The organism is Methylocystis sp. (assembly GCF_046349115.1).
GTDB lineage: Bacteria > Pseudomonadota > Alphaproteobacteria > Rhizobiales > Beijerinckiaceae > Methylocystis.
The window spans coordinates 939,321-959,126 of record NZ_JAXMCX010000001.1 but is presented as its reverse complement, the minus strand read 5'-3'; the positions used below and the strand labels follow the sequence as shown (position 1 = coordinate 959,126).

The following is a 19,806-nucleotide window of genomic DNA, read 5'->3' as shown; positions in this document are numbered from 1 at the left end:
CGGCGAATCGACTCGACCTGAATGAATTCGACACGCTTCGCGCTAAGATGTCATCCGCATTCGCAAAATTCTTATCGGCCGTCGGGCGTATCGATACCAAACCACTTCTCGTGCACCTGATCGAGATGAACGTTCGGATCATAGAGGGCGACGGCGAGGTCGAGTTCTTGCGCCGACAAGCGCCCGATCGAACCCAGTGCGGCGTAAGAGGCGACGACGCGATCGCGCTGCGAGATGATGAGATTGACCCTGGCGTTCAAAAGCGACTGCTGCGCATTCAATACGTCGAGCGTCGTACGCTGACCGACCTTGGCCTCCTCGCGCACGCCGGCGAGCGCGGTCTCGGCGGCCTTGACCGCCGCCTGGCCAGAGATGATCGACGCCTTCGCGGTGTCGAGCAATCCGTAGCTAGATACGACGCTGGCGCGCACGCTGTCGCGCTGAACGTCCGCGTTGAGCCGCGCCTGCCCGAGTTGCTCCTTCGCCTGACGGATCGATGCGTATTCCGCTCCGCCCTGGTAGAGGGGAACGTTCAACTGGCCCGTCGCTGAGGCGGTAAACTGCCTGGAGCCCGGGAGGCCCAGAAATGAATCAAATTGATTCGAAACCTGTGTATTGACCGAGAGATTGGGCATTAAGGCGGCTTCCGCGACCTTGACCGCGAGTTCGGCGGCGTCGACCTGATGCAGCGCCGCCGTCACGCCAGGATGTTCCACCAGGGCGATGGCGATCGCCGCCTCCAGCGACTTCGGCAGCAAAGGCTCCAGACTGCGGCCGGGCTGCAAACGTTTTGGCTCGGCGCCGATAATCTGGCGATAATTCGCCATGCTGTTCTTGAGCTGCGCCTGCGCGGCGTAAAATTCCGATTGGGCTAAAGCGACCGAGGCTTCCGCCTGGGCGACGTCGGTTCGCGTCACTTCGCCGACCTGAAAACGGTCGCGCGTCTGCTTGAGCTGTTCCTCAAGCACCGTAATGTTGTTCTTGCGCAGGGACAGGACCGCCGTGTCGCGCAGCACGTTCATATAGGCGGTCGCGCCATTCTGAAGCGTCGCCTGCTCAGTCAGCCGCATCGTCGAGCGCGCCGCGAGCACGCCGGATTCCGCCTGACGCACCGAATTTTCTGTGCGGAAGCCATCGAACAATGTCTGCGAGACGTTCAACGTCGCGCCGCGCGGATAACCGACATAGGTACCCTGGATATCTCCGCTGGCGCCCGACTGCGTGCCGGACTGCTGATTGGCGAGGACGCCAAAGGGAATTCTAACCGCAGCGTATTGCGCGCCGTATTGAGCCGTGATGCTCGCCTTCGGCCGCAAGCCCGACTTGGCTTTCGGCGCATCCTCGTCCCGCACCCGCACATTGGCGCGGCTCTGGTTGAGGTCAGGATTGCCGTAATATGCGCGGGCCAAAGCCGACATCAGGCTTTCGGCCGACGCCGGCTCGGGCGCGGCGCACAGGAACGCAAGCGCCAACATGGCGGATGAACAAGGCAGGAGCGCGGCTGATCGCCGCCCTGCGAAGCCATGCCCGTCAGTCGCCATGGTTCTCGAACCTATCCTCGCGCGGCCGCTCTGCGGCTGGATGAGTCGCAACGATGAACGCCGAATACAACGCTAGTTAAAATTTAGGCGAATTGGCGGCGCTAAAGACTGAATCCCGGCGCTTTGGCGAAACCATCGAGAACCGGCGCATTGGCCGAGAACAGAGGCCGCTCTCCGGCGGCGCGACCCGCTTGTCGCTCGAAACGCACCGCTTGCTGGCCGCCACGCGGCTCCGGCCTGACGATGGCCAGAAGCCGCCCATCGGGCGTCAGCTGCTCGAACAAGGCGTCGAGGCCCGCCTCGGCATGGCCCTCGACGATGATGACGTCATAGGGCGCGGAGGCGCGGCAGCCCGCCTCCAGCGGCCCCAGCTCCAACTGCACGTTTTCGCACCCGAGCGCGTCGATTCCTGACTTGGCGCGCGCCAACAGATCGGGATCGCATTCGAGCGCGACGACCTTCTCGGCAAGTCCGGCGAGCAACGCCGCGGAATAGCCGGCGCCGCCGATAACGAGCGCCTTGTCGGTCGCCTTGATCTCCGCGGCCTGAAGCATGCGCGCCAGCACGAGCGGCGGCAGCAGGTGGCGCTTGCGGCCGCCGGCGGACCTCGCGGCGATCGCGAGATCCGAATAGGCGAGCGGCGCGAGCGCGTCGGAAAGGAAAACTTCGCGCGGAATGTCCAGGAATCGTTGCAGCAAGGGGACGTCTGTCACGTCGAAGGGACGGAGCTGGCGCTCAACCATTGTGCGCCGGAGCGTCGCCGTCCCCTCGCCAGTCTTCGCCACTCGCGCCACCAAGTCCAACATTCGATGTCCGGCCGCCGGCCGTCCCCTTAAGGCAGATGCTGCAGCGCAGGAAACGCCGCCGGCGCTTTATAGGCGCCGTCTTGCGACATGTCCATATGGCCAGTCCAACGCGGGCCGCGTTACACCTCCGCGCCGACGAGCAGCTGAACGCCTTCGCCGCCCACGCCCAACTGGCGCATTTGTTCAAGCGACGTCTTGTCGAGAACCTCGGCGATCGCCTCGCGCGCCCGCAACATGACGAGACGCACCGCGCAGCGCGTCTCATCGACGCAGTCGTCGCATCGACGGTAGACCGTCTTGCTCGCGCATTGGATGGGCGCCAGCGGCCCGTCGAGCGCGCGCACGATATTGCCGATGCCGATGTCCTCGGGCCGGCGCGCCAACATATAGCCGCCGCCCTTGCCTTTTTTCGAATGGACGAAGCCCGCGTTGCGGAGTTCGCCTAAAATTGCGTCGAGAAATTTTTTTGGAATTTGGTTCGAGGCGGCGATGTCCGCGACCAGGGCGGTCTCCCCCGGCCGCACCCCGGCGAGGTGAACCATGGCCTTGAGGCCGTATTTGGCTTTCTTCGTCAGCATTCCTCATGGCCTTCGGGGTGAGCGCCGATCGCGCGGTTTGCCCGCTGCGCCGGCATACTACGGCAAGTCTGCAGGTTTTCTATAATTTAGAAGTGGACCGCCCGACGGGTCGTCGAATTGACAAAGTCGACCCGCTTTATAGAGTATGACTTGGGTCTCGGCAGGAAAAGCGAAATGGCGGCAATTTTTGACGCGTTGAGCGCTATCAATCCGCTCTATTCGATTTCCGGTTTCGGCGTCGGCGCGCTTGTGGGCTTCACCGGCGTCGGCGGCGGCTCGCTGATGACGCCGATCCTGGTGCTCCTTTTCGGCATAGCGCCATCGACGGCGGTCGGCACCGACCTGCTCTACGCCGCGATCACTAAGACCAACGGCACGCTGGTTCACGCCTTGCACGGCACGGTCGATTGGCGCATCACCCGCCGGCTGGCCTATGGCAGCGTGCCGGCGACCATCGCGAGCCTCGTTCTGCTCTCCTGGCTCGGAAAGTCGGGCGGCCAGGCGGCCAACGGGCTGATCACCTCGGCGCTTGGATTCGCCCTTCTGCTCACCGCCTTCTCCATCCTCTTTCGTCGTTGGCTGCTCGATCATATCGCGAAACACACCAACGCGATGAGCGACAGACGCCTGCTCTGGCTGACGGTGACGCTCGGCGCCTTTCTCGGCGTTCTGGTGTCGATTTCCTCGGTCGGCGCCGGCGCGATCGGCATGACCGTGCTGCTGGCGCTCTATTCGCATACGCCCACCGCGCGCCTCGTCGGCTCCGACATCGCCCACGCCGTGCCGCTGACGCTGATCGCCGGCTTTGGACACTGGCTGATGGGCGGCGTCGACTGGCTGCTGCTGCTTTCGCTGCTGATCGGTTCGCTTCCGGGCATCGCCATCGGCGCCCATTTCGCCGCGCGCGTTCCAGATCGCTATCTGCGCCCGGCGCTGGCGAGCGTCATGGCGCTCGTTGGAATCAAGCTCTCCATCTAATCGAGGTTTCGCTCAGGAGTTGGATATGTTGCAGGCAGCGCCAAAGTTCACCCCGCCGACAAAACCCGGCAGAGGCCGAATCTATGATTCGATTACCCAGACGATAGGCGATACGCCGTTGGTTCGGCTGGACCGGCTGGCGCGAGAGCGCGGCGTCGAGGCCAGTCTCCTCGCCAAGCTCGAATTCTTCAATCCGATCGCGAGCGTCAAGGATCGGATCGGCGTCAGCATGATCGAATCGCTTGAAAAGAGCGGCAGGATCACGCCGGGGAAATCGGTGTTGATCGAGCCGACGTCAGGCAATACCGGCATCGCGCTCGCCTTCGTCGCGGCGGCGCGCGGCTATCGGCTGATTCTCGTCATGCCCGAGTCGATGTCGCTCGAGCGGCGCAAGATGCTGGCGCTGCTCGGGGCCGAACTGGTGCTCACCCCGGCCTCGCAAGGCATGAAGGGCGCGCTCGCCAAGGCCAGCGAACTTGCCGCCGAGAACCCGGACGCGATCATCCCGCAGCAGTTCGAGAATCCCGCCAATCCCGAGATTCACCGCGCCACGACGGCGGAGGAAATCTGGAACGACACCAATGGCGAAGTCGACTATTTCGTCTCAGGCGTCGGCACTGGCGGCACGATCACCGGCGTCGGCCAGGCGTTGAAGGCGCGCCGCCCCGCCCTGCGCGTCGTCGCCGTGGAGCCTGAGGATTCGGCGGTGCTTTCCGGACGGCCGCCCGGTCCGCACAAAATTCAGGGCATCGGCGCGGGCTTCGTGCCGCCAATTCTCGACCGCAGCGTGATCGACGAAATCGTCACCATCGGCAATCAGACGGCCTTCGAGACGGCGCGGCTGCTGGCTCGCATCGAAGGCATTCCGGTCGGCATCTCGTCGGGCGCCGCGGTCGCCGCCGCGCTGGAAATCGCCGGACGACCCGAAGCCGCCGGCAAGAATATCGTCATCATCATCCCCTCCTTCGCCGAACGCTATCTTTCGACCGCGCTGTTCGAGGGGCTGTAAGCGCGCCGGCGCCGGCGCGCGTCCTTCAGCTTTTCGACGAACCGCTTCTATTGCGCTTTTGCTGCGGCTTTGGCGCGGGGCTCGGCTTTGGCGCCGGGGCCGGCGCGGCTTGAGCGCTCTTGCGTTGATACAGCCACTGTCGCGAATAGGCGCCGATGACATAACCGACCGCGACGATCACGATATAGACGATCACCAGGAAGCCGCCGCGCATATTCGCCGACGCCGCCTTTTCCAGAATGCTGACTACTTCACTTTGATCGACGTATTTGTCGGCGATGACGCCGCAGATGATGCCGACGATCGGCACGAGCCAGGACGGCAGCCGGAAATAGCCGAGCGCCGCTGCGACGAGAAAGGCGACAAGCCCGAACACATGCAAGAACTCGACTAGGATCGACTGTATGATCAGTCCTACGAAGCGGACGAGCTTGACCATCTTACTCCCCTCGGATCATTTGTTTTTTGGCGAGCTTACACATTCGGCAGATGCTGCGCGAGCGCTTCCAGCACCGCCATGCGCACCGCGACGCCCATCTCGACCTGTTCGCGAATAAGCGAGCGGGCGCTGTCGGCGACGGCGCTGTCGATTTCGACCCCGCGATTCATCGGCCCCGGATGCATCACCAGCGCGTCCGGCGCGGCGCAGGCGAGCTTCTCCTCATCCAGTCCGAAGAAATGGAAATATTCGCGCGCGCTCGGCGTCAGCGCGCCGGCCATGCGCTCGCGCTGAAGCCGCAGCATCATGACGATGTCGGCGCCCTCGAGCCCGCGCCGCATGTCGTGAAACACGTCGACGCCGAGCCGAGAGAGACTGTCCGGGACGAGCGTCGAGGGCCCAATCACGCGGACAACGGCGCCGAGCGCGCCGAGCAGCAGAATGTTCGACCGGGCGACGCGCGAATGCAGAACGTCGCCGCAGATCGCCACCGTCAGCCCTTCGATGCGGCCCTTGTTGCGCCGGATCGTCAGCGCGTCGAGCAGCGCCTGCGTCGGGTGTTCATGCGCGCCGTCGCCGGCGTTGACCACCGAACAATCGACCTTGCGCGCCAGAAGATGGACCGCCCCCGCCTGCGCATGACGAACGACGATAATGTCCGGCCGCATCGCATTGAGCGTCACCGCCGTGTCGATCAGGGTCTCGCCCTTCGATTCCGAGGAGCGCGCCACCGACATGTTCATCACGTCCGCGCCGAGACGCTTGCCGGCGATCTCGAAGGACGCCTGGGTGCGGGTCGAGGGTTCGTAGAACAGATTGATTTGCGTGCGTCCGCGCAAATTCGAGCGCTTCTTATCGACCCGCCGGGACACTTCGATCGCCTCCTCGGCCATGTCGAGAAGAATCTCAATGTCTGGACGGCTCAGCCCTTCAATGCCGAGAAGGTGCCGGTGCGGGAATAAAGCCTGCGTCTTCCCAGTTTCCATGCGCCGTCTATAGCAGCTTTGCCCGGCGCCGGAAGCGTCCGCCGCCGCCTCGTTCAGGGTCGCCCGCGCCAGTGTTTCGCTTGACATATGCTCGCGGCGAGCACATGTCATGCGCAACGACGGTTGCGAGATCGTTAATCGCGGCTTAGTCTTGAAGGCTTGAGCGCTCCGGGCGGGGACCCGTCTCGGAGATTTTATCGGGTCTACTTATACTCACTTTGAGTATAAGTAGGAGGCATTGAACCATGACTCACCTGACTGGCGATGTGCGCGGCGTATCGAGCATGACGCGCGAGCCTTTGGCAAACGCGCTTGGCGTCGGCCCGAACGGCCGGTTTCCGATCCTGCCCCGCCCGGCTCTAGAATGGACCCCTGAGGTTCAGGCCGCCACCGCGCATCTTTATGAGCGCGTGGCGCGAGTCATTCCGCCTGTCGAATGGCCGTTTCACGCGCCTTACGTGAAGGCGATCAACGATCTGAAACTCGCGCGCAACGCCACCATTCTCGCGCATAATTACATGACGCCGGAAATTTACCATTGCGTCGCCGATCACATCGGCGACAGCCTGCAGCTCGCCAAGCTCGCGGCGACATCCGACGCCGAGATCATCGTGCAGGGCGGCGTGCATTTCATGGCGGAAACGTCGAAGCTGCTTAATCCCGATAAGGTCGTGCTCATGCCGGACCTCAACGCCGGCTGTTCGCTCGCGGAGTCGATCACCGGCGCCGACGTGCGCTCCTTGCGCAAGCAATATCCCGGCGTTCCCGTCGTCGCCTATGTCAACACCTCGGCCGACGTGAAGGCGGAAGTGGACATCTGCTGCACCTCGTCGAACGCGGTCAAAGTCGTCGAAAGTCTCGGCGCCGATCGCGTGATCATGGTCCCCGACCGCTATCTGGCGCAGAATGTCGCCGCGCAGACCAAGGTGAAAATCATCGCCTGGCATGGCGCCTGCGAAGTGCATGAGCGCTTCACCGCCGAGGAGATCGAGAATTATCGCGCCGATCATCCTGGCGTGCAGGTGCTGGCGCATCCGGAATGTCCGCGCGAAGTGGTCGAGGTCGCCGATTTCGCCGGTTCGACGGCGGCGATGATCGACTTTGTGCGCAGCAGAAAGCCGGCCCGCGTGCTGCTCGTCACCGAATGTTCGATGGCCGACAATGTCGCCGCCGAAACGCCGGACGTCGAATTCGTACGGCCTTGCAACTTCTGCCCGCATATGAAGCGGATCACGCTGCCGAAAATCCTCGACAGCCTGCTTTACGTTCGCGAAGAAGTCACCGTCGATCCCGCAATCGCCGCGCGCGCGCGCCGCAGCGTGCAGCGCATGATCGATCTGGGCTAGACTGCTGGCCGCTTCGGCCTCTCTTGAACAGGGCGAACCATGCCGGCGCTCGATGCGACGATTGCGGCCATCGACGCCGCCAATGCCGACGACCCCCGCCAGATCGAGGGCCGCGCCTTCGAACTGGTCTATGCCGAGCGCATGAGCGCGCGGCTCGCCGCGCTCTATCCCGACGCTTCCGATCTGCTCAAGATCGCGACGCGGGCGCAACATGTGCGCCGCTGGGAGATCGACCGCGCGGATTATGACGAAGGCCGTCGCGGCTACAACGACTGGCGACGCGCCTGCCGCATCCATCACGCTAATCTCGTCGCCGACATCATGCGCGCGCATGGCTATGACGCGCCGGCGATCGCCCATGTCGGCGCGCTGATCCGCAAGGAGCAGCTCAAGAAGGACCCTGAGTCGCAGGCGCTGGAAAACATCGCCGCGATCGTCTTCCTCGAACATTACTTCGACGATTTTTTAGAAAAGCACCGCGATTACCCCGACGACAAGCTCGTCGACATTCTCGGCAAGACCTTGTGCAAAATGTCGCCCAAGGGACATGCGGCGGCGCTGACCCTGTCATTTCCCCCACGCGCGCGCGGGCTTGTCGAAGCCGCCATCGCCCGCGAAGCCGGAGCGCTCGCGCGGCTCGCGGCGGTCGCGATCGATTAGCGGTCGATGCGCGAGGATTTGCCTTCCATCATCATCGTCGGCGGCGGGCTCGCCGGCGTGTTCTGCGCGCTAAAGCTGGCGCCGACTCCGGTGGCGATTTTCGCGCCGACTCCGATCGGAATCAGCGGCGCATCCTTTTGGGCGCAGGGCGGCATCGCCGCCGCCGTCGAAGAAGGCGACACGCCTGAAAACCACGCCAATGACACGGTGGCGGCCGGCGGCGGCATCGTCGAGCGCGACATCGCGCTCGGCATGGCGCGGGAAGCGCGCGCCCGCGTTGAAGATTTGGCCGCGATGGGAACGCCCTTCGATCGATCGGTCCTCGGCGGCTTTCTCCCGTCGCAGGAGGCGGCGCATTCGCGCCGGCGGATCGTTCGCGTCCAAGGCGACGTCGCCGGGCGGGCGATCATGGACACGCTGGCGAAGGAAGTCGCCAGAACCCCGTCGATCCGCGTCTTCGAAGGCTATTTCGCGCAGGAAATCGTGATGCGCGCCGGCCGGGCGATCGGCGTGCGCGCCCGCGACAACGACGGCATGATCCATGACATGCCTTGCGCGGCGCTCATTCTCGCGACCGGCGGCATCGGCCATCTTTACCGGGTCACGACCAATCCGCTGGAGGCGCGCGGCATCGGCGTCGCGATGGCGGCGCGGGCCGGCGCAGCGATCGCCGACGCGGAATTCGTCCAGTTTCACCCGACGGCGATCGACATCGACGCCGATCCCGCGCCGCTCGCGACCGAAGCGCTCCGAGGCGAAGGCGCGGCGATCGTCGACCGCAATGGACGACGTTTTTTGCTCGACATTGATCCGGCCGGCGAACTCGCGCCGCGCGACATCGTCGCAAGAGGAGTCTTCGCCAGCATCGAGGCCGGCAATGGCGCCTTCCTTGACGCCCGGTCGGCGGTCGGCGCTGAGTTCCCGACACGCTTTCCAACAGTTTACGGAAGCTGCGTGAGCGCCGGAATCGATCCGTCGCGCCAACTGATCCCGATCGCGCCGGCGGCGCATTACCATATGGGCGGCGTCTGGACCGACGCGCGTGGACGCACCAGCCTCGACGGGCTTTGGGCGGTCGGCGAAGTTGCGTCGACCGGCGTTCACGGCGCGAACCGCCTCGCGTCGAATTCTCTTCTCGAAGCGATCGTATTCGGCGCGCGCGTCGCGGCGGATGTGCGCGCGACGCCGGTCTCGCCCGTCGAATGGCGACCGCAGGCGGATCGGATCGAACCGGCGCCGCGCGAGCGTGATTTCGCCGCGATCGAGGAGTTGCGCGATCTGATGTCCGCGAATGTCGGCGTCATCCGCAGCGGCGCGGGACTGACCGCCGCAGTGCGATCGATCCGCCGGATGATGTCGCACGCGCGCGACATCGAGGCGCATAATATGCTGACGACGAGCCTCGTTGTCGCATCTGCGGCGCTGGCGCGGCGCGAGAGTCGCGGCGCGCATTTCCGATCGGACTTTCCGCAGTCGGACGCCGCGCTCGCGCGACGCTCCCACATTACGCTCGACGCTGTGCTTCGAATCGCTGACGAGGTTGCGGCATGATTTACGAATTGCCGCCGATGCTGGTCGAAGAAATTGTTCGCGCCGCGCTCGCCGAAGATCTGGGCCGCGCCGGCGACGTCACGACGCAGGCGACCATTCCGGCGAACGCCCAGGCGAACGCCGCCATCGTCGCCCGCGACCGCGGCGTCGTCGCCGGACTTGCGGCGGCGCGCGCCGCCTTCGCTCTCGCCGACGGGGGCATCATGTTCGAGGCGCAGGCGAACGACGGCGACCAAATCGCGCCAGAATTGCTGATCGCGCTTGTGTCAGGCCCGGCGCGCGCGATCCTTACCGCCGAACGCGTCGCGCTTAATTTTCTTGGCCGGCTCTCGGGGGTCGCCACGCTTACCGCCCGCTATGTCGAAGCGGTTGCGGCAGCGTCGGCGCGCATCTGCGACACCCGCAAAACCACGCCGCTGTTGCGCGCCCTGGAGAAATACGCGGTGCGCTGCGGCGGCGGGGTCAATCATCGCTTCGGCCTCGACGACGCCGTGCTCATCAAGGACAATCACATCGCCGTCGCCGGGGGCGTTATTCCGGCGCTCAGGGCGGCGAAGGCGAATGTGGGCCATCTCGTGAAGGTGGAAATCGAGGTCGATACGCTCGACCAGCTGCGGGAAGTTCTCGACGAGGGAGCCGACGCCGTGCTGCTCGACAATATGACGCTCGACGATCTGCGCCGCGCCGTCGCGCTCGTCGGCGGTCGAATGATCTGCGAAGCTTCTGGCGGGGTCACGCTCGCGAATGTCGCCGAAATCGCCCAAACCGGGGTCGATCTCATCTCCGTCGGGGCGCTCACCCATTCCGCGCCAAGTTTCGACTTCGGCTTAGATATTGAAATCAGCAGATGATTTCCTGTTAAGTCAACGATCGCGGCGCAAAGTCGCCGGTCGCTTTCTTGGGATCGCGCGCGCTGCTATAAACCCTCTCCCGGTACCTCGAAAACCCTCAGGAGCCATGCCTTCCTTCGTTCGCAAGCTGATCAGCCGAGCACGGCGAAGGCTTTGGAGCTCCCCGATCTCGTCAATGCCGGGCCCGCTGCGGGCAGAGGCGATTCGCGACAAAACGCTCGCGGCCGAAATCGGCGACTATGAGCGCGACTACGGCTTCGCGCACAGCGCGGGATCGATGCCGCTGCGCACCTTGTTGCGCATCGAGCGGCTGCTGACCGGAACGTCGATCGTTTCGGCTGAAACGGGTTGCGGCAAGTCGACAATATTCCTGTCGCGCATCGCCGACCGCCACAAGGTGTTCTGCTATGACGATCGCGGACAGGAAAACTCCAGCGTCGATTATTTCTTGAACTGTCCGGCGACGCGGCAAGATCGTCTCGACCTTGTCTTCGGTCCGACTCAGCTGACGCTGCCGCGCTACGAGGATCACCTGCCTTACGATCTCGTCCTGATCGACGGACCGCACGGCTTTCCGTTCCCCGAACTCGAATATTACTACTTCTATCCGCATCTGAAGCCCGGCGGGCTGCTGGTCGTCGACGACATCCATATTCCGACGATCAGCCGGCTCGCGGACTTTCTGAGCGAAGATCGCATGTTTGAGAAGGTCGAGTTCGTCGGCTCGACCGGCCTATTTCGCCGCACCGACGCCCCGGTCTTCGATCCGTTGGGCGATGGCTGGTGGCTTCAGGACTTCAACCGCCGGCGCGCGTCCTTCCTGAAGGACATCTATCTCAAGGACGGAAAGAAGCGGGCGCCGATTTCCTTCGAGGGAATCTACTGAGCCGCGGCGGCTTGCGCCTCCGGCGGCCTTCTGTCCGTTTGCGACAGACGGGCCAGTCTAAGGCCGCGCTGCTCGAGCATTTCCGGAAGCTTCGGCGATAGAAGGAAAGCGAGTTCCTGTTCGCGGGTGATCGTCACCGGATCGAGCTGCCGCAGGTCCTCGTCGACATGGCCCGGATGGCACATGATAAGATGCCGGCGGCCGGGCGCCCGAAGATAGCTTTGAAAGATTCTCGCGTAATCGAAGCTCGGATGAAAATCCGAAAATCCCGCGAAGCCGTCGTTGACGCTAAAGCCGCGCTGGCGCGCCTCCCGGCGAAAGCCGCTGGCCAGCGAAAGCACGGAGAGCGCCTTGCGGGCGTTGGCGCGGCGCGCCAGAATGCGATGCACCCCGTCTCCCGCATCGCGAAGCCAGACTCGGCCGCCAAGCCGCCGCGCCGCCATGGCGTCAAGCAGCGCGGTTCTGATGCCGGGAAGGACGTGGATATGCTGGTGGCCGTCGACATGATCAGGCGGGCGATCCATGACGGCTTCGAACCTGTCGAACTGCCGGTCGATCTCCACGCGGATTTCGTCCATCGGCAACCGCCGGCCGTAGGCCATCTTGACGACTTGGGCGAGCGGCGGGAACTCGCCATTGGGCGCGAATTTCGGCATCGACGAAAGCGGCCGCCCCAAGGTGAGATTGAAATGCAGGCCGACGTCGGCGTCGCGACCGTGGCGAACCAGCTCCAACCCCATCGCCGGCCAGCGCGGACCGTTCACCAGCGCCGAAACGGCGGTGATCCTTCCCGCGTCGAGCGCCTCCAAAATGCCGGCGCTGACCCCGTAAGACAGGCCATAATCGTCAGCGCACAGCGCAACAATCTGCTCCCTAGCCATCGGCCCGCCTCTCCGAATTCGGCGATAATCCCTATGCCGCACCATTAAATATTGGTTTAACCCATCCATGAACAGCCCAGACGTATCGCTTGTCATCCCTCTTTTTAACGAAGCTCAAAACCTTCGGCGGCTGGCCGCCCGAATCGAGGCTGCACTTGGCGCCTGCGATGTCTCCTACGAGGCCATTTTCGTCGACGACGGGTCGGCCGACGAGAGCCTGGACATTCTACGAGAGCTTTGCGCCGAGGAGCCGCGTTTTTGCGCCCTGGCGCTATCGCGCAATTTCGGCAAGGAGGTCGCGATCGCGGCCGGGCTCGATCACGCCAGAGGGCGCGCCGTGGTGATCATGGACGCCGATCTTCAGCACCCGCCGGAAGTCATCGCCCAGTTCATCGAAAAATGGCGGGAAGGCTATAAGAACGTCTATGGTCAGCGCATCGATCGCGCGACCGATCCCAAGCTGCGCGCGGCGCTAACTGGCGTCTTTTACCGTTTGCTGGAGAAGTTTGGCGACGTGCGGCTGCCGCCCGGCGCCGGCGACTTCCGCCTCCTCGACCGGCAGGCGGTGGACGCGCTGCTGACCATGCGCGAACGCGCCCGCTTCAATAAGGGGCTTTTCGCCTGGATCGGGTTCAAATCGATCGGCGTGCCCTTCGACGTCGACGAGCGCGCGGGCGGCAAGTCAACGTTCAACTTCGCTCGGCTGACGCGTTTCGCGCTCGACGGGCTGATGTCCTTTTCCTCGATTCCGCTGAAGGTCTGGACTTATGTCGGCCTGTTGATTTCGGCCTTCGCGCTCGCCCTGGCCGGCTATTATTGGACCCGCACCATGCTGTTTGGCGTCGATACGCCGGGCTTTCCGACGCTGGTGGTGTCGATCGCCTTCTTTTCCGGCATTCAGCTGATTTCGCTCGGCGTGCTCGGCGAATATGTCGCGCGCATTTTTAATGAGGTAAAGGGAAGACCGCTCTATCTCGTCGCCGAGAAGCTGGGCGCTAGGGAGGCTGACGCAAAGGCGGGCGATCCGTCACAGTAGGCGCAGGGGCCGGATTTCGGTCGTGGAAGCTTGGGCGAGTCTGGAGACTCGCGTTTCAAGGTGGCGCATCCTGGGACCGCGAGCCTTCAGGCTCGTATCGCCGCAACGCGCCGCCGCAAATTATAGACGAGGCGCACATTCATGAGTTCCAACGCCAGCCGTTCGTCCTTGCCGGGAAAGAACCTCATCATCGCGGCGGCGCTGATCGCCCTGTTCGCCGCCTTCGGCGTGCGCATGTTGCGTTTCGCGCTGAGCGGAGAAGTCCCGAGCCTGCTCGAGGGCCTGCCCCAGTCGAAGACCGAGGCTGACCAGCAAATCTTCCAGTCGCGGCTCGCCGAGCGCTTTCACGTCGGATCGACCGAGGTCGACGATCTCATCGACGAATTGCGCGCGGACGGATTTACGGTCGACGCCGATAAGGACATCGCCACCTATGAGCGCGGCGCGGGCATTTCCGACAAATGCCGCCGCAGCGCCAATATTCGCTGGTCGCGCGGCGAAGGCGACGAACTCGCGACGATCACCGGCGGCTATTCCCTGCATTGTCCCGAGCATTGAGGAGAGCGCGGGCTTAACGGAATCCTGCTAGGACGATTGCGATGATTCGCAATCTGCTCTCGGTCGGCGGCTTCACCCTGCTCTCGCGCGTGACAGGCTTTCTGTCGCTCGCCATGCAGTCGGCGATCATGGGCGCCGGCGCGATATCCGACGCGTTTTTTATCGCCCAGCGATTGCCCAACAGCTTTCGAGCGATTTTTGGCGAAGGCGCCTTCAATGCGGCCTTCGTTCCCTCCTATTCCATGGCGATCGAGCAGGAAGGCGATGCGGCGGCGGAGGAGTTCGCCGGCGAAGTCTATACGCTGCTTCTCGCCTCGCAGATCATCCTGCTCGCGATCGTCTGGATGTTTGCGCCGCAATTCGTCTCGCTGCTGGCGCCGGGCCTCGACGACCGTCCCGAAAAATTCGCGCTGGCCGTCAATCTGACCCGCATCACCTTTCCTTACTTGCTCCTCATCACGCTCTTCGTTCTGCATCAGGGCGCGTTGAACGCGCGCGGTCGTTTCGCGCTTCCGGCCTTCGCGCCCAATTTGATGAATCTTTCGGTGATGGCGGCGCTCGCCGTCGCCTTTCTCTTTCCCAACGCCGGCTATGCGGCGAGTTGGGGGATTACGGTCTCCGGCGTTCTGGAGCTCGGACTGTTGATGTGGCAGGCGCGACGCATCGGCGTTCTGAAGCGCTTGCGCGCGCCGCATTGGCCGCGCGTGCGCGATTTCTTCATCCGCCTCGGACCGGCGATCATCGGCTCGGCTAGTCCGCAGATCGCCGTGCTTGCCGATACGATTCTTTCATCGATGCTGCCGGACGGCGGGGTTTCGTCGATCTCCTATGCGGAGCGGCTTTATCAGCTTCCGGTCGGCGTGATCGGCATCGCCGCCGGCACCGTGCTCCTGCCGGAAATGAGCCGGCGTCTCGCCGCGGGCGACGAAGACGGCGCCCATCACGCGCAAAGTCGAACCATGGCGCTCACCGTCGCGCTGGCGGCGCCGTTCTTCATCGCCTTCGACACGATTCCGGAACTGATCGTCGCGGGGCTTTTCCAGCGTGGAAAATTCTCGGCGGCCGACGCCTATGCCGCCGGCGATGTGCTCGCCGCCTATGGCGCCGGCCTGATGGCGCTGGTGCTGATCGCCTCGGCGCGCGCGAGTTTCCAGGCGCGCGGCGACACGAGAACGCCGATGCTCATCGCGCTCGCGGCGCTCGCCGCCAATGTCGCGTTGAAAGTCGCGCTGTTTCGCCCGCTCGGCGCCGTCGGACTGGCGACGGCGACATCCGTCGGACTGTGGATCAACCTCGCCGCGCTGGTCGGCGTCGCGCTCGGCCAGCACTGGATGCGGTTCGACGCCGTCTTCGTCAAAACGCTCGGCGCGACATTCGTCGCCTGCGCCTTTCTGACCGGCGTCGCGATTTTCGGTCGTTCCTCGGCGCTGGCGCTCGGCGCGCATTTTGGCGTTCTCGCCAATCTCGTCGCGCTTGCGGCGCTCGGCTTCGCCGGCGCGCTCGTCTACGCCGGCGCGCTCATCGGCGCGCTGCGCGCCGGCGGCGTGACGATTCGAAGCCTCAGGCGTTAAACGAATTGCGCGAGACCGGGGATTGAATCGACAATTTCCCGAAGCTTTTCCGGGCCGAGTTCGGCTTCGGCATAAGCGAAAATCTCGTGACCGAGCGCCGGGATCTGGTTCATGGCGATGCCGGCGCCATTGAGCTTGACGCCGAGCCCCATCAGCCCGCCCATGCCGCCCATCAATCCGCCAAGACCGCCCCCATTGCCTGCGGCTTCGGCTGACTCAATCGCCTCGCGCGCGCCAGGAAGCTTGTCGAGCAATTGGGCGACCGCGCCGTTGGGCGACTCCTTTTGCAGGAAGCCCAGCACAAGCCCGATCGCGGTCCGCGCAACTTCCGCGTCAACGCCAAGCGCAGCGGAAACGCGCGCTGCCAGTTCATCCATAGCCCGGGCTCCCATTTCGCAGTCCGAAAACGCGAGGACTGTCGCCGCGACGGAGAGGAAAATCAAGCGCCGCCGCGCTCACGTTTGGGGCGCCTACGAGACCGGGGAAAGGCTGGCGCGCGGCTCGCGCGCCAGCTCGACAATTACGCCGATCGACGCAAATCCGTCGGCGAATCGGTGCGCTCGCGCAGGGCGGGCAGCATGTTGCGGATCTTCTCGGCGCCTTCGGCGCCAAGGATATTCTCGGCGCGCTTCAGAACCTGGCGCACCAGAGCGTCGGTTTGCTCTTCGCTGATTCCCAGCTTTTCGAGCTGTCCAGCTAGAATGTTCAGGTCAGCGCGGCCGTGGCCGATGAAGCTTGACATGCCTTCGATGACCTGGGTGACGCCGCCGTCGCCGACAAACTGCGACGCCTCGATGACCTCCAGGGCGCGCGGCATCTTGGCGATCATGACCTCCATATTGCCGGTCTTGTCCTTGTCCCGCAGGAAACCAAGCACGAGGCCGAGCGCGGCCTTGGCGATCGCAGGATCGAGCTTCGTATCGGCGACGACGTTTGAGGCAAGTTCTTCCATTGGACATCCTCCGCGCAAGCATTGCGTTTGCAGGGAAAGATGTCGCGGCGAGGCTCGGCTTCAAGCGTGGCTATATTTGCAAGCTATGCGGCGTCGAGCCCGTAAAGCGAATGCAGCGTACGAACAGCGAGTTCGGTGTAGGCCTCGTCGATCAGCACCGAAAACTTAATCTCCGATGTGGTAATCGCGCGAATATTGACGCCCTTTTCGGAAAGGGCGCGGAACGCCTCAGCGGCGACGCCGGCATGGCTGCGCATGCCGATGCCAATCGCCGAAATCTTGGCGACGTCCTTCTCGCCGGTAATATGCGCGAAGCCGACCTGGTCCTTGACCTTTTCGATGATGGCGAAGGCGCGCTCATAGTCGGCCGTGCCGACGGTGAAGGTCATGTCGGTCATGCCCTCTTCGGAGACGACCTGGACGATCATGTCGACATTGATCCCGGCCTCGGCCAGCGGCATGAACACCGCGGCGGCGACGCCCGGCTTGTCGGCGACGCGGCGAAGCGTGATCTGCGCCTCGTCGCGCGAGAAGGCGATGCCTGTGACGACCTGGGCTTCCACAATGTCCTCCTCGTTGCAGATCAGCGTGCCCTGTCCCGGATTCTCCGGATCATCGAAGGATGACCGCACATAGGTCGGCACGCCATGCACCATGGCGACTTCGACCGAGCGCACCTGCAGAACCTTCGCGCCGAGCGACGCCATCTCCAGCATTTCTTCAAAGGCGACCTTGTCCATGCGGCGCGCCCTCGGCACGACGCGGGGATCGGTGGTGTAGACGCCGTCGACATCCGTATAGATGTCGCAGCGATTGGCTCTGATCGCCGCGGCGAGCGCGACCGCGCTGGTATCCGAGCCGCCGCGCCCGAGCGTCGTGATCCGCCCGCTGTCGCGATGCACGCCCTGAAAGCCGGCGACGACGGCGACTTCGCCGCGGTCGAAACCTTCGACAATGCCCGAACCGTCAATCGACTCGATGCGGGCCGCGCCATGCGTATCGTTCGTGTAGATCGGCGCCTGCCAGCCGAGCCAGGAGCGCGCCGGCATGCCCGCCTGCTGCAAGGCCATTGCCAGAAGCCCGGCCGTCACCTGTTCTCCCGAGGCGACGACGGCGTCATATTCGCGCTGGTCGCACAGCGGCGCCGCCTCCTTGCACCAGGCGACGAGTTCATTGGTCTTGCCGGCCATCGCCGAAACGACGACCGCCACCTGATGCCCGGCGTCGACCTCGCGTTTGACGTGGCGCGCGACATTGTGGATGCGTTCGACAGTGGCGACCGACGTGCCGCCGAATTTCATGACCAGGCGTGACATGCAGACCGGGAATTAAGCGGAACTCTCGCGTCCCGCGGGAAGCGGCGCTATATGTGTCCGCGCCGGCAGGCCTGTCAACGGCGGCGCCGCGAAGGACGAGGCCGGCGCAATTACCTAATTTCTCCGCATCTTCACGAGGCTTCCTTTTGCCCGAACGGTCTGCTCCCCACTCCGCCAGCGTCGATCCCGAAGACGTCGCGCGCTTCAACCGACTGGCCGAGCTCTGGTGGGACAGAAGCGGCAAAATGGGGATTCTGCACGAGATCAATCCCCTGCGCGTCGCTTATATCCGCGACCACGTGCGCCGCTTCATCCGTCATGATTCAGGCGCGCTCAATGAGCCGGGAGACCTGCCGCTCGCTGGCGTGCGCATCGCCGACATCGGCTGTGGCGGCGGCATATTGAGCGAATCTCTGGCGGAGCTCGGCGCGCAGGTTACGGGCGTCGATCCGGCGCCCAACAACATCGCCATCGCCAAGCGACATGCAGAAAAATCCGGACTGGACATCGACTACCGCAACATCACCGCCGAAGACCTTGCCGAAGCCGGCGAGCAGTTCGACGCGGTGGCGGCGCTCGAAGTCATCGAACATGTCGAAGGGCCGCGGGAATTCGTCGCCATGCTCGGGCGGTTGTTGAAACCCGGCGGCCTCCTCTTTTTAGCGACGATCGACCGGACGATGAAGAGCTATCTGCTGGCCATCGTCGCCGCCGAATATGTGATTGGCTGGGTTCCAAAAGGCACGCATAATCATAATAAATTCATCCGTCCGGACGAGCTTTCGTCCTGGCTGCGCCAGGGCGGCATGCGGGAAATCGACCGGGCCGGGATGACCTTCCAGCCGCTGACCAGACGCTGGCGCAAGAGCCACGACACGGATGTCAATTATCTGATGGCGGCGCGGAAAGCAGACTAGGCTCGACGCGGGAGAAGCGTCTACAATGGCGCTGAAGCTCTTGTTCGCGCCTGCCGCCGCCGCTAGTCTCTCGGCCTATGCATAGAAAATATCCGCGCTCCAGATTTTTCGTCATTCTCGCCGCGACCGCGCTGGCCGCGGCCTTCGCCTTCAATGCGGCGGAAGCGAAGCCCAAGCCGGGAGAAGAAGCGCCGGCTGAAGACGCCGGCGCAAAGGCCGTCGCGAAGCGCAAGCCGGCGAAGACCGAGGCGAAAAGCGAAAAGGCCGAAAAGACCTCATTCGACAAAGGGTCGGAAAAACCGGAGCAGCTCGGCAGCTTCGGGGAATGGGGGGCCTACGTCGCGCAGAGCGGACGCAACCGCACCTGCTACGCGCTTGGACAGCCCAAAGAGCGCGCGCCGAAGACGAAGCTCAAGGACTCCGCAGCCTACATCTTCATCTCGACGCGGCCGGCGGAAAAAATCCACAATGAAGTGGCGATCAATCTGGGCTATCCGACGAAGGACGGTTCAGCCGCGGTCGCCGACATTGACGGCGACGGTTATGAGCTGATCACCAAGGGAACCAACGCCTGGGTGAAGGATCAGACGCGGGAGCAGGAATTCGTCGGCGCACTGCGCGGCGGCTCCAAGCTCATCGTGAAGGCCTCTTCGTCGAAAGGCACAAGCACCACCGACAGCTATTCGCTCAAGGGATTGTCGGAAGCGCTGGCCCGCGCCGTGCAGGAATGCAAATAGCTGCCGTCGCGAGCGCGCACCCTGGGTTCAGGCGCTTCGCGCCAGTTGCAAAGCAAATTCGTTTCCGGCATAACGACGCCCGCGACGGTTCGGCGACAGGCTTTGCCGGCGCGACGGATGCGGGTGTAGCTCAGGGGTAGAGCACAACCTTGCCAAGGTTGGGGTCGAGGGTTCGAATCCCTTCGCCCGCTCCAATTTGAGAGGCTC

General features: G+C 63.9%; 21 protein-coding genes and 1 tRNA gene. 13 read left to right on the top strand and 9 right to left on the bottom strand.

The window, feature by feature from the left end; translation table 11 throughout:
* Positions 1–71: 71 nt before the first annotated feature.
* The 3 genes from U1E20_RS04525 to U1E20_RS04515 all read right to left on the bottom strand — a co-directional run bounded on the left by U1E20_RS04525 (position 72) and on the right by U1E20_RS04515 (position 2,925).
* Positions 72–1,541, bottom strand: coding sequence for a TolC family outer membrane protein (locus U1E20_RS04525; protein WP_409979388.1), 1,470 nt, complete (start codon positions 1,539–1,541; stop codon positions 72–74).
* A gap of 101 nt (positions 1,542–1,642) precedes the next feature.
* On the bottom strand, positions 1,643–2,347 hold the full coding sequence (locus tag U1E20_RS04520) for a protein-L-isoaspartate O-methyltransferase family protein (RefSeq protein ID WP_409979387.1): 705 nt from the start codon (positions 2,345–2,347) through the stop codon (positions 1,643–1,645).
* Between the two features lie 119 nt (positions 2,348–2,466).
* Complete coding sequence (locus U1E20_RS04515; RefSeq protein ID WP_409979386.1) at positions 2,467–2,925, bottom strand: RrF2 family transcriptional regulator; 459 nt, start codon at positions 2,923–2,925, stop codon at positions 2,467–2,469.
* Positions 2,926–3,099: 174 nt separating this feature from the next.
* Here U1E20_RS04515 and U1E20_RS04510 point away from each other — a divergent pair, with 174 nt between their 5' ends.
* Positions 3,100–3,903: a sulfite exporter TauE/SafE family protein gene (locus U1E20_RS04510; RefSeq protein WP_409979385.1), complete on the top strand. Its 804-nt coding sequence runs from the start codon at positions 3,100–3,102 to the stop codon at positions 3,901–3,903.
* Positions 3,904–3,928: 25 nt separating this feature from the next.
* Positions 3,929–4,912: a cysteine synthase A gene (gene cysK / locus U1E20_RS04505; protein WP_409979384.1), complete on the top strand. Its 984-nt coding sequence runs from the start codon at positions 3,929–3,931 to the stop codon at positions 4,910–4,912.
* 25 nt (positions 4,913–4,937) lie between these two features.
* Here the strand turns inward: cysK and U1E20_RS04500 are convergent, their stop codons facing one another.
* Positions 4,938–5,351, bottom strand: coding sequence for a hypothetical protein (locus U1E20_RS04500; protein WP_409979383.1), 414 nt, complete (start codon positions 5,349–5,351; stop codon positions 4,938–4,940).
* 35 nt (positions 5,352–5,386) lie between these two features.
* Entirely contained in the window at positions 5,387–6,337 is a 951-nt protein-coding gene (locus tag U1E20_RS04495; RefSeq protein ID WP_409979637.1) for an aspartate carbamoyltransferase catalytic subunit, read from the bottom strand.
* 284 nt (positions 6,338–6,621) lie between these two features.
* Between U1E20_RS04495 and nadA the strand changes: the two genes are divergently transcribed.
* The 5 genes from nadA to U1E20_RS04470 all read left to right on the top strand — a co-directional run bounded on the left by nadA (position 6,622) and on the right by U1E20_RS04470 (position 11,631).
* The gene (nadA, locus tag U1E20_RS04490; RefSeq protein ID WP_409979636.1) at positions 6,622–7,683 is read left to right on the top strand and encodes a quinolinate synthase NadA; all 1,062 of its coding nucleotides are present in this window, start codon (positions 6,622–6,624) and stop codon (positions 7,681–7,683) included.
* A gap of 39 nt (positions 7,684–7,722) precedes the next feature.
* Positions 7,723–8,343, top strand: a complete 621-nt coding sequence (locus tag U1E20_RS04485; RefSeq protein WP_409979382.1) for a DUF4202 domain-containing protein — start codon at positions 7,723–7,725, stop codon at positions 8,341–8,343.
* Between the two features lie 6 nt (positions 8,344–8,349).
* Entirely contained in the window at positions 8,350–9,894 is a 1,545-nt protein-coding gene (locus U1E20_RS04480; RefSeq protein WP_409979381.1) for an L-aspartate oxidase, read from the top strand.
* Positions 9,891–10,745 carry a carboxylating nicotinate-nucleotide diphosphorylase gene (gene nadC, locus U1E20_RS04475; RefSeq protein WP_409979380.1) on the top strand — a complete coding sequence of 285 codons (855 nt, stop codon included), beginning with the start codon at positions 9,891–9,893 and terminating at the stop codon, positions 10,743–10,745. Before U1E20_RS04480 ends, nadC begins: the two co-directional genes overlap by 4 nt.
* Positions 10,746–10,920: 175 nt before the next feature.
* Complete coding sequence (locus U1E20_RS04470; RefSeq protein WP_409979379.1) at positions 10,921–11,631, top strand: class I SAM-dependent methyltransferase; 711 nt, start codon at positions 10,921–10,923, stop codon at positions 11,629–11,631.
* Here the strand turns inward: U1E20_RS04470 and U1E20_RS04465 are convergent.
* Positions 11,625–12,512: a ChbG/HpnK family deacetylase gene (locus U1E20_RS04465; protein ID WP_409979378.1), complete on the bottom strand. Its 888-nt coding sequence runs from the start codon at positions 12,510–12,512 to the stop codon at positions 11,625–11,627. The two genes, U1E20_RS04470 and U1E20_RS04465, sit on opposite strands and share 7 nt — an antisense overlap.
* 67 nt (positions 12,513–12,579) lie before the next feature.
* Between U1E20_RS04465 and U1E20_RS04460 the strand changes: the two genes are divergently transcribed.
* The 3 genes from U1E20_RS04460 to murJ all read left to right on the top strand — a co-directional run bounded on the left by U1E20_RS04460 (position 12,580) and on the right by murJ (position 15,677).
* Positions 12,580–13,548 (top strand): glycosyltransferase family 2 protein, encoded by a 969-nt coding sequence (locus tag U1E20_RS04460; RefSeq protein WP_409979377.1) that lies wholly within the window; start codon positions 12,580–12,582, stop codon positions 13,546–13,548.
* 141 nt (positions 13,549–13,689) lie between these two features.
* The gene (locus U1E20_RS04455; RefSeq protein WP_409979376.1) at positions 13,690–14,106 is read left to right on the top strand and encodes a hypothetical protein; all 417 of its coding nucleotides are present in this window, start codon (positions 13,690–13,692) and stop codon (positions 14,104–14,106) included.
* A 41-nt stretch (positions 14,107–14,147) separates the two neighbouring features.
* Positions 14,148–15,677 carry a murein biosynthesis integral membrane protein MurJ gene (gene murJ, locus U1E20_RS04450; protein ID WP_409979375.1) on the top strand — a complete coding sequence of 510 codons (1,530 nt, stop codon included), beginning with the start codon at positions 14,148–14,150 and terminating at the stop codon, positions 15,675–15,677.
* Here murJ and U1E20_RS04445 read toward each other — a convergent pair.
* From U1E20_RS04445 to U1E20_RS04435, 3 genes are all read right to left on the bottom strand, one after another.
* Positions 15,674–16,054: a DUF2267 domain-containing protein gene (locus U1E20_RS04445; RefSeq protein ID WP_409979374.1), complete on the bottom strand. Its 381-nt coding sequence runs from the start codon at positions 16,052–16,054 to the stop codon at positions 15,674–15,676. The genes murJ and U1E20_RS04445 overlap by 4 nt on opposite strands.
* 143 nt (positions 16,055–16,197) lie before the next feature.
* Positions 16,198–16,629, bottom strand: coding sequence for a hypothetical protein (locus U1E20_RS04440; RefSeq protein ID WP_409979373.1), 432 nt, complete (start codon positions 16,627–16,629; stop codon positions 16,198–16,200).
* An 83-nt stretch (positions 16,630–16,712) separates the two neighbouring features.
* Positions 16,713–17,945 carry an aspartate kinase gene (locus U1E20_RS04435; protein ID WP_409979372.1) on the bottom strand — a complete coding sequence of 411 codons (1,233 nt, stop codon included), beginning with the start codon at positions 17,943–17,945 and terminating at the stop codon, positions 16,713–16,715.
* 146 nt (positions 17,946–18,091) lie between these two features.
* On the opposite strand from U1E20_RS04435, the gene ubiG reads away from it, so the two are divergent.
* The 3 genes from ubiG (at position 18,092) to U1E20_RS04420 (ending at position 19,793) form a co-directional block, all read left to right on the top strand.
* Positions 18,092–18,862 (top strand): bifunctional 2-polyprenyl-6-hydroxyphenol methylase/3-demethylubiquinol 3-O-methyltransferase UbiG, encoded by a 771-nt coding sequence (gene ubiG, locus U1E20_RS04430; protein WP_409979371.1) that lies wholly within the window; start codon positions 18,092–18,094, stop codon positions 18,860–18,862.
* Positions 18,863–18,939: 77 nt separating this feature from the next.
* Entirely contained in the window at positions 18,940–19,599 is a 660-nt protein-coding gene (locus U1E20_RS04425) for an invasion associated locus B family protein (protein WP_409979370.1), read from the top strand.
* A gap of 119 nt (positions 19,600–19,718) precedes the next feature.
* A tRNA-Gly gene (locus U1E20_RS04420) sits at positions 19,719–19,793 on the top strand.
* The last annotated feature ends 13 nt before the right edge of the window (positions 19,794–19,806 follow it).

Bases quoted from the DNA above. Each gene is read 5' to 3' on its own strand.
- U1E20_RS04525 (WP_409979388.1), bottom strand. From the start codon at position 1,541: ATGGCGACTGACGGGCATGGCTTCGCAGGGCGGCGATCAGCCGCGCTC.
- U1E20_RS04520 (WP_409979387.1), bottom strand. From the start codon at position 2,347: ATGTTGGACTTGGTGGCGCGAGTGGCGAAGACTGGCGAGGGGACGGCG.
- U1E20_RS04515 (WP_409979386.1), bottom strand. From the start codon at position 2,925: ATGCTGACGAAGAAAGCCAAATACGGCCTCAAGGCCATGGTTCACCTC.
- U1E20_RS04510 (WP_409979385.1), top strand. From the start codon at position 3,100: ATGGCGGCAATTTTTGACGCGTTGAGCGCTATCAATCCGCTCTATTCG.
- cysK (WP_409979384.1), top strand. From the start codon at position 3,929: ATGTTGCAGGCAGCGCCAAAGTTCACCCCGCCGACAAAACCCGGCAGA.
- U1E20_RS04500 (WP_409979383.1), bottom strand. From the start codon at position 5,351: ATGGTCAAGCTCGTCCGCTTCGTAGGACTGATCATACAGTCGATCCTA.
- U1E20_RS04495 (WP_409979637.1), bottom strand. From the start codon at position 6,337: ATGGAAACTGGGAAGACGCAGGCTTTATTCCCGCACCGGCACCTTCTC.
- nadA (WP_409979636.1), top strand. From the start codon at position 6,622: ATGACGCGCGAGCCTTTGGCAAACGCGCTTGGCGTCGGCCCGAACGGC.
- U1E20_RS04485 (WP_409979382.1), top strand. From the start codon at position 7,723: ATGCCGGCGCTCGATGCGACGATTGCGGCCATCGACGCCGCCAATGCC.
- U1E20_RS04480 (WP_409979381.1), top strand. From the start codon at position 8,350: ATGCGCGAGGATTTGCCTTCCATCATCATCGTCGGCGGCGGGCTCGCC.
- nadC (WP_409979380.1), top strand. From the start codon at position 9,891: ATGATTTACGAATTGCCGCCGATGCTGGTCGAAGAAATTGTTCGCGCC.
- U1E20_RS04470 (WP_409979379.1), top strand. From the start codon at position 10,921: ATGCCGGGCCCGCTGCGGGCAGAGGCGATTCGCGACAAAACGCTCGCG.
- U1E20_RS04465 (WP_409979378.1), bottom strand. From the start codon at position 12,512: ATGGCTAGGGAGCAGATTGTTGCGCTGTGCGCTGACGATTATGGCCTG.
- U1E20_RS04460 (WP_409979377.1), top strand. From the start codon at position 12,580: ATGAACAGCCCAGACGTATCGCTTGTCATCCCTCTTTTTAACGAAGCT.
- U1E20_RS04455 (WP_409979376.1), top strand. From the start codon at position 13,690: ATGAGTTCCAACGCCAGCCGTTCGTCCTTGCCGGGAAAGAACCTCATC.
- murJ (WP_409979375.1), top strand. From the start codon at position 14,148: ATGATTCGCAATCTGCTCTCGGTCGGCGGCTTCACCCTGCTCTCGCGC.
- U1E20_RS04445 (WP_409979374.1), bottom strand. From the start codon at position 16,054: ATGGATGAACTGGCAGCGCGCGTTTCCGCTGCGCTTGGCGTTGACGCG.
- U1E20_RS04440 (WP_409979373.1), bottom strand. From the start codon at position 16,629: ATGGAAGAACTTGCCTCAAACGTCGTCGCCGATACGAAGCTCGATCCT.
- U1E20_RS04435 (WP_409979372.1), bottom strand. From the start codon at position 17,945: ATGTCACGCCTGGTCATGAAATTCGGCGGCACGTCGGTCGCCACTGTC.
- U1E20_RS04425 (WP_409979370.1), top strand. From the start codon at position 18,940: ATGCATAGAAAATATCCGCGCTCCAGATTTTTCGTCATTCTCGCCGCG.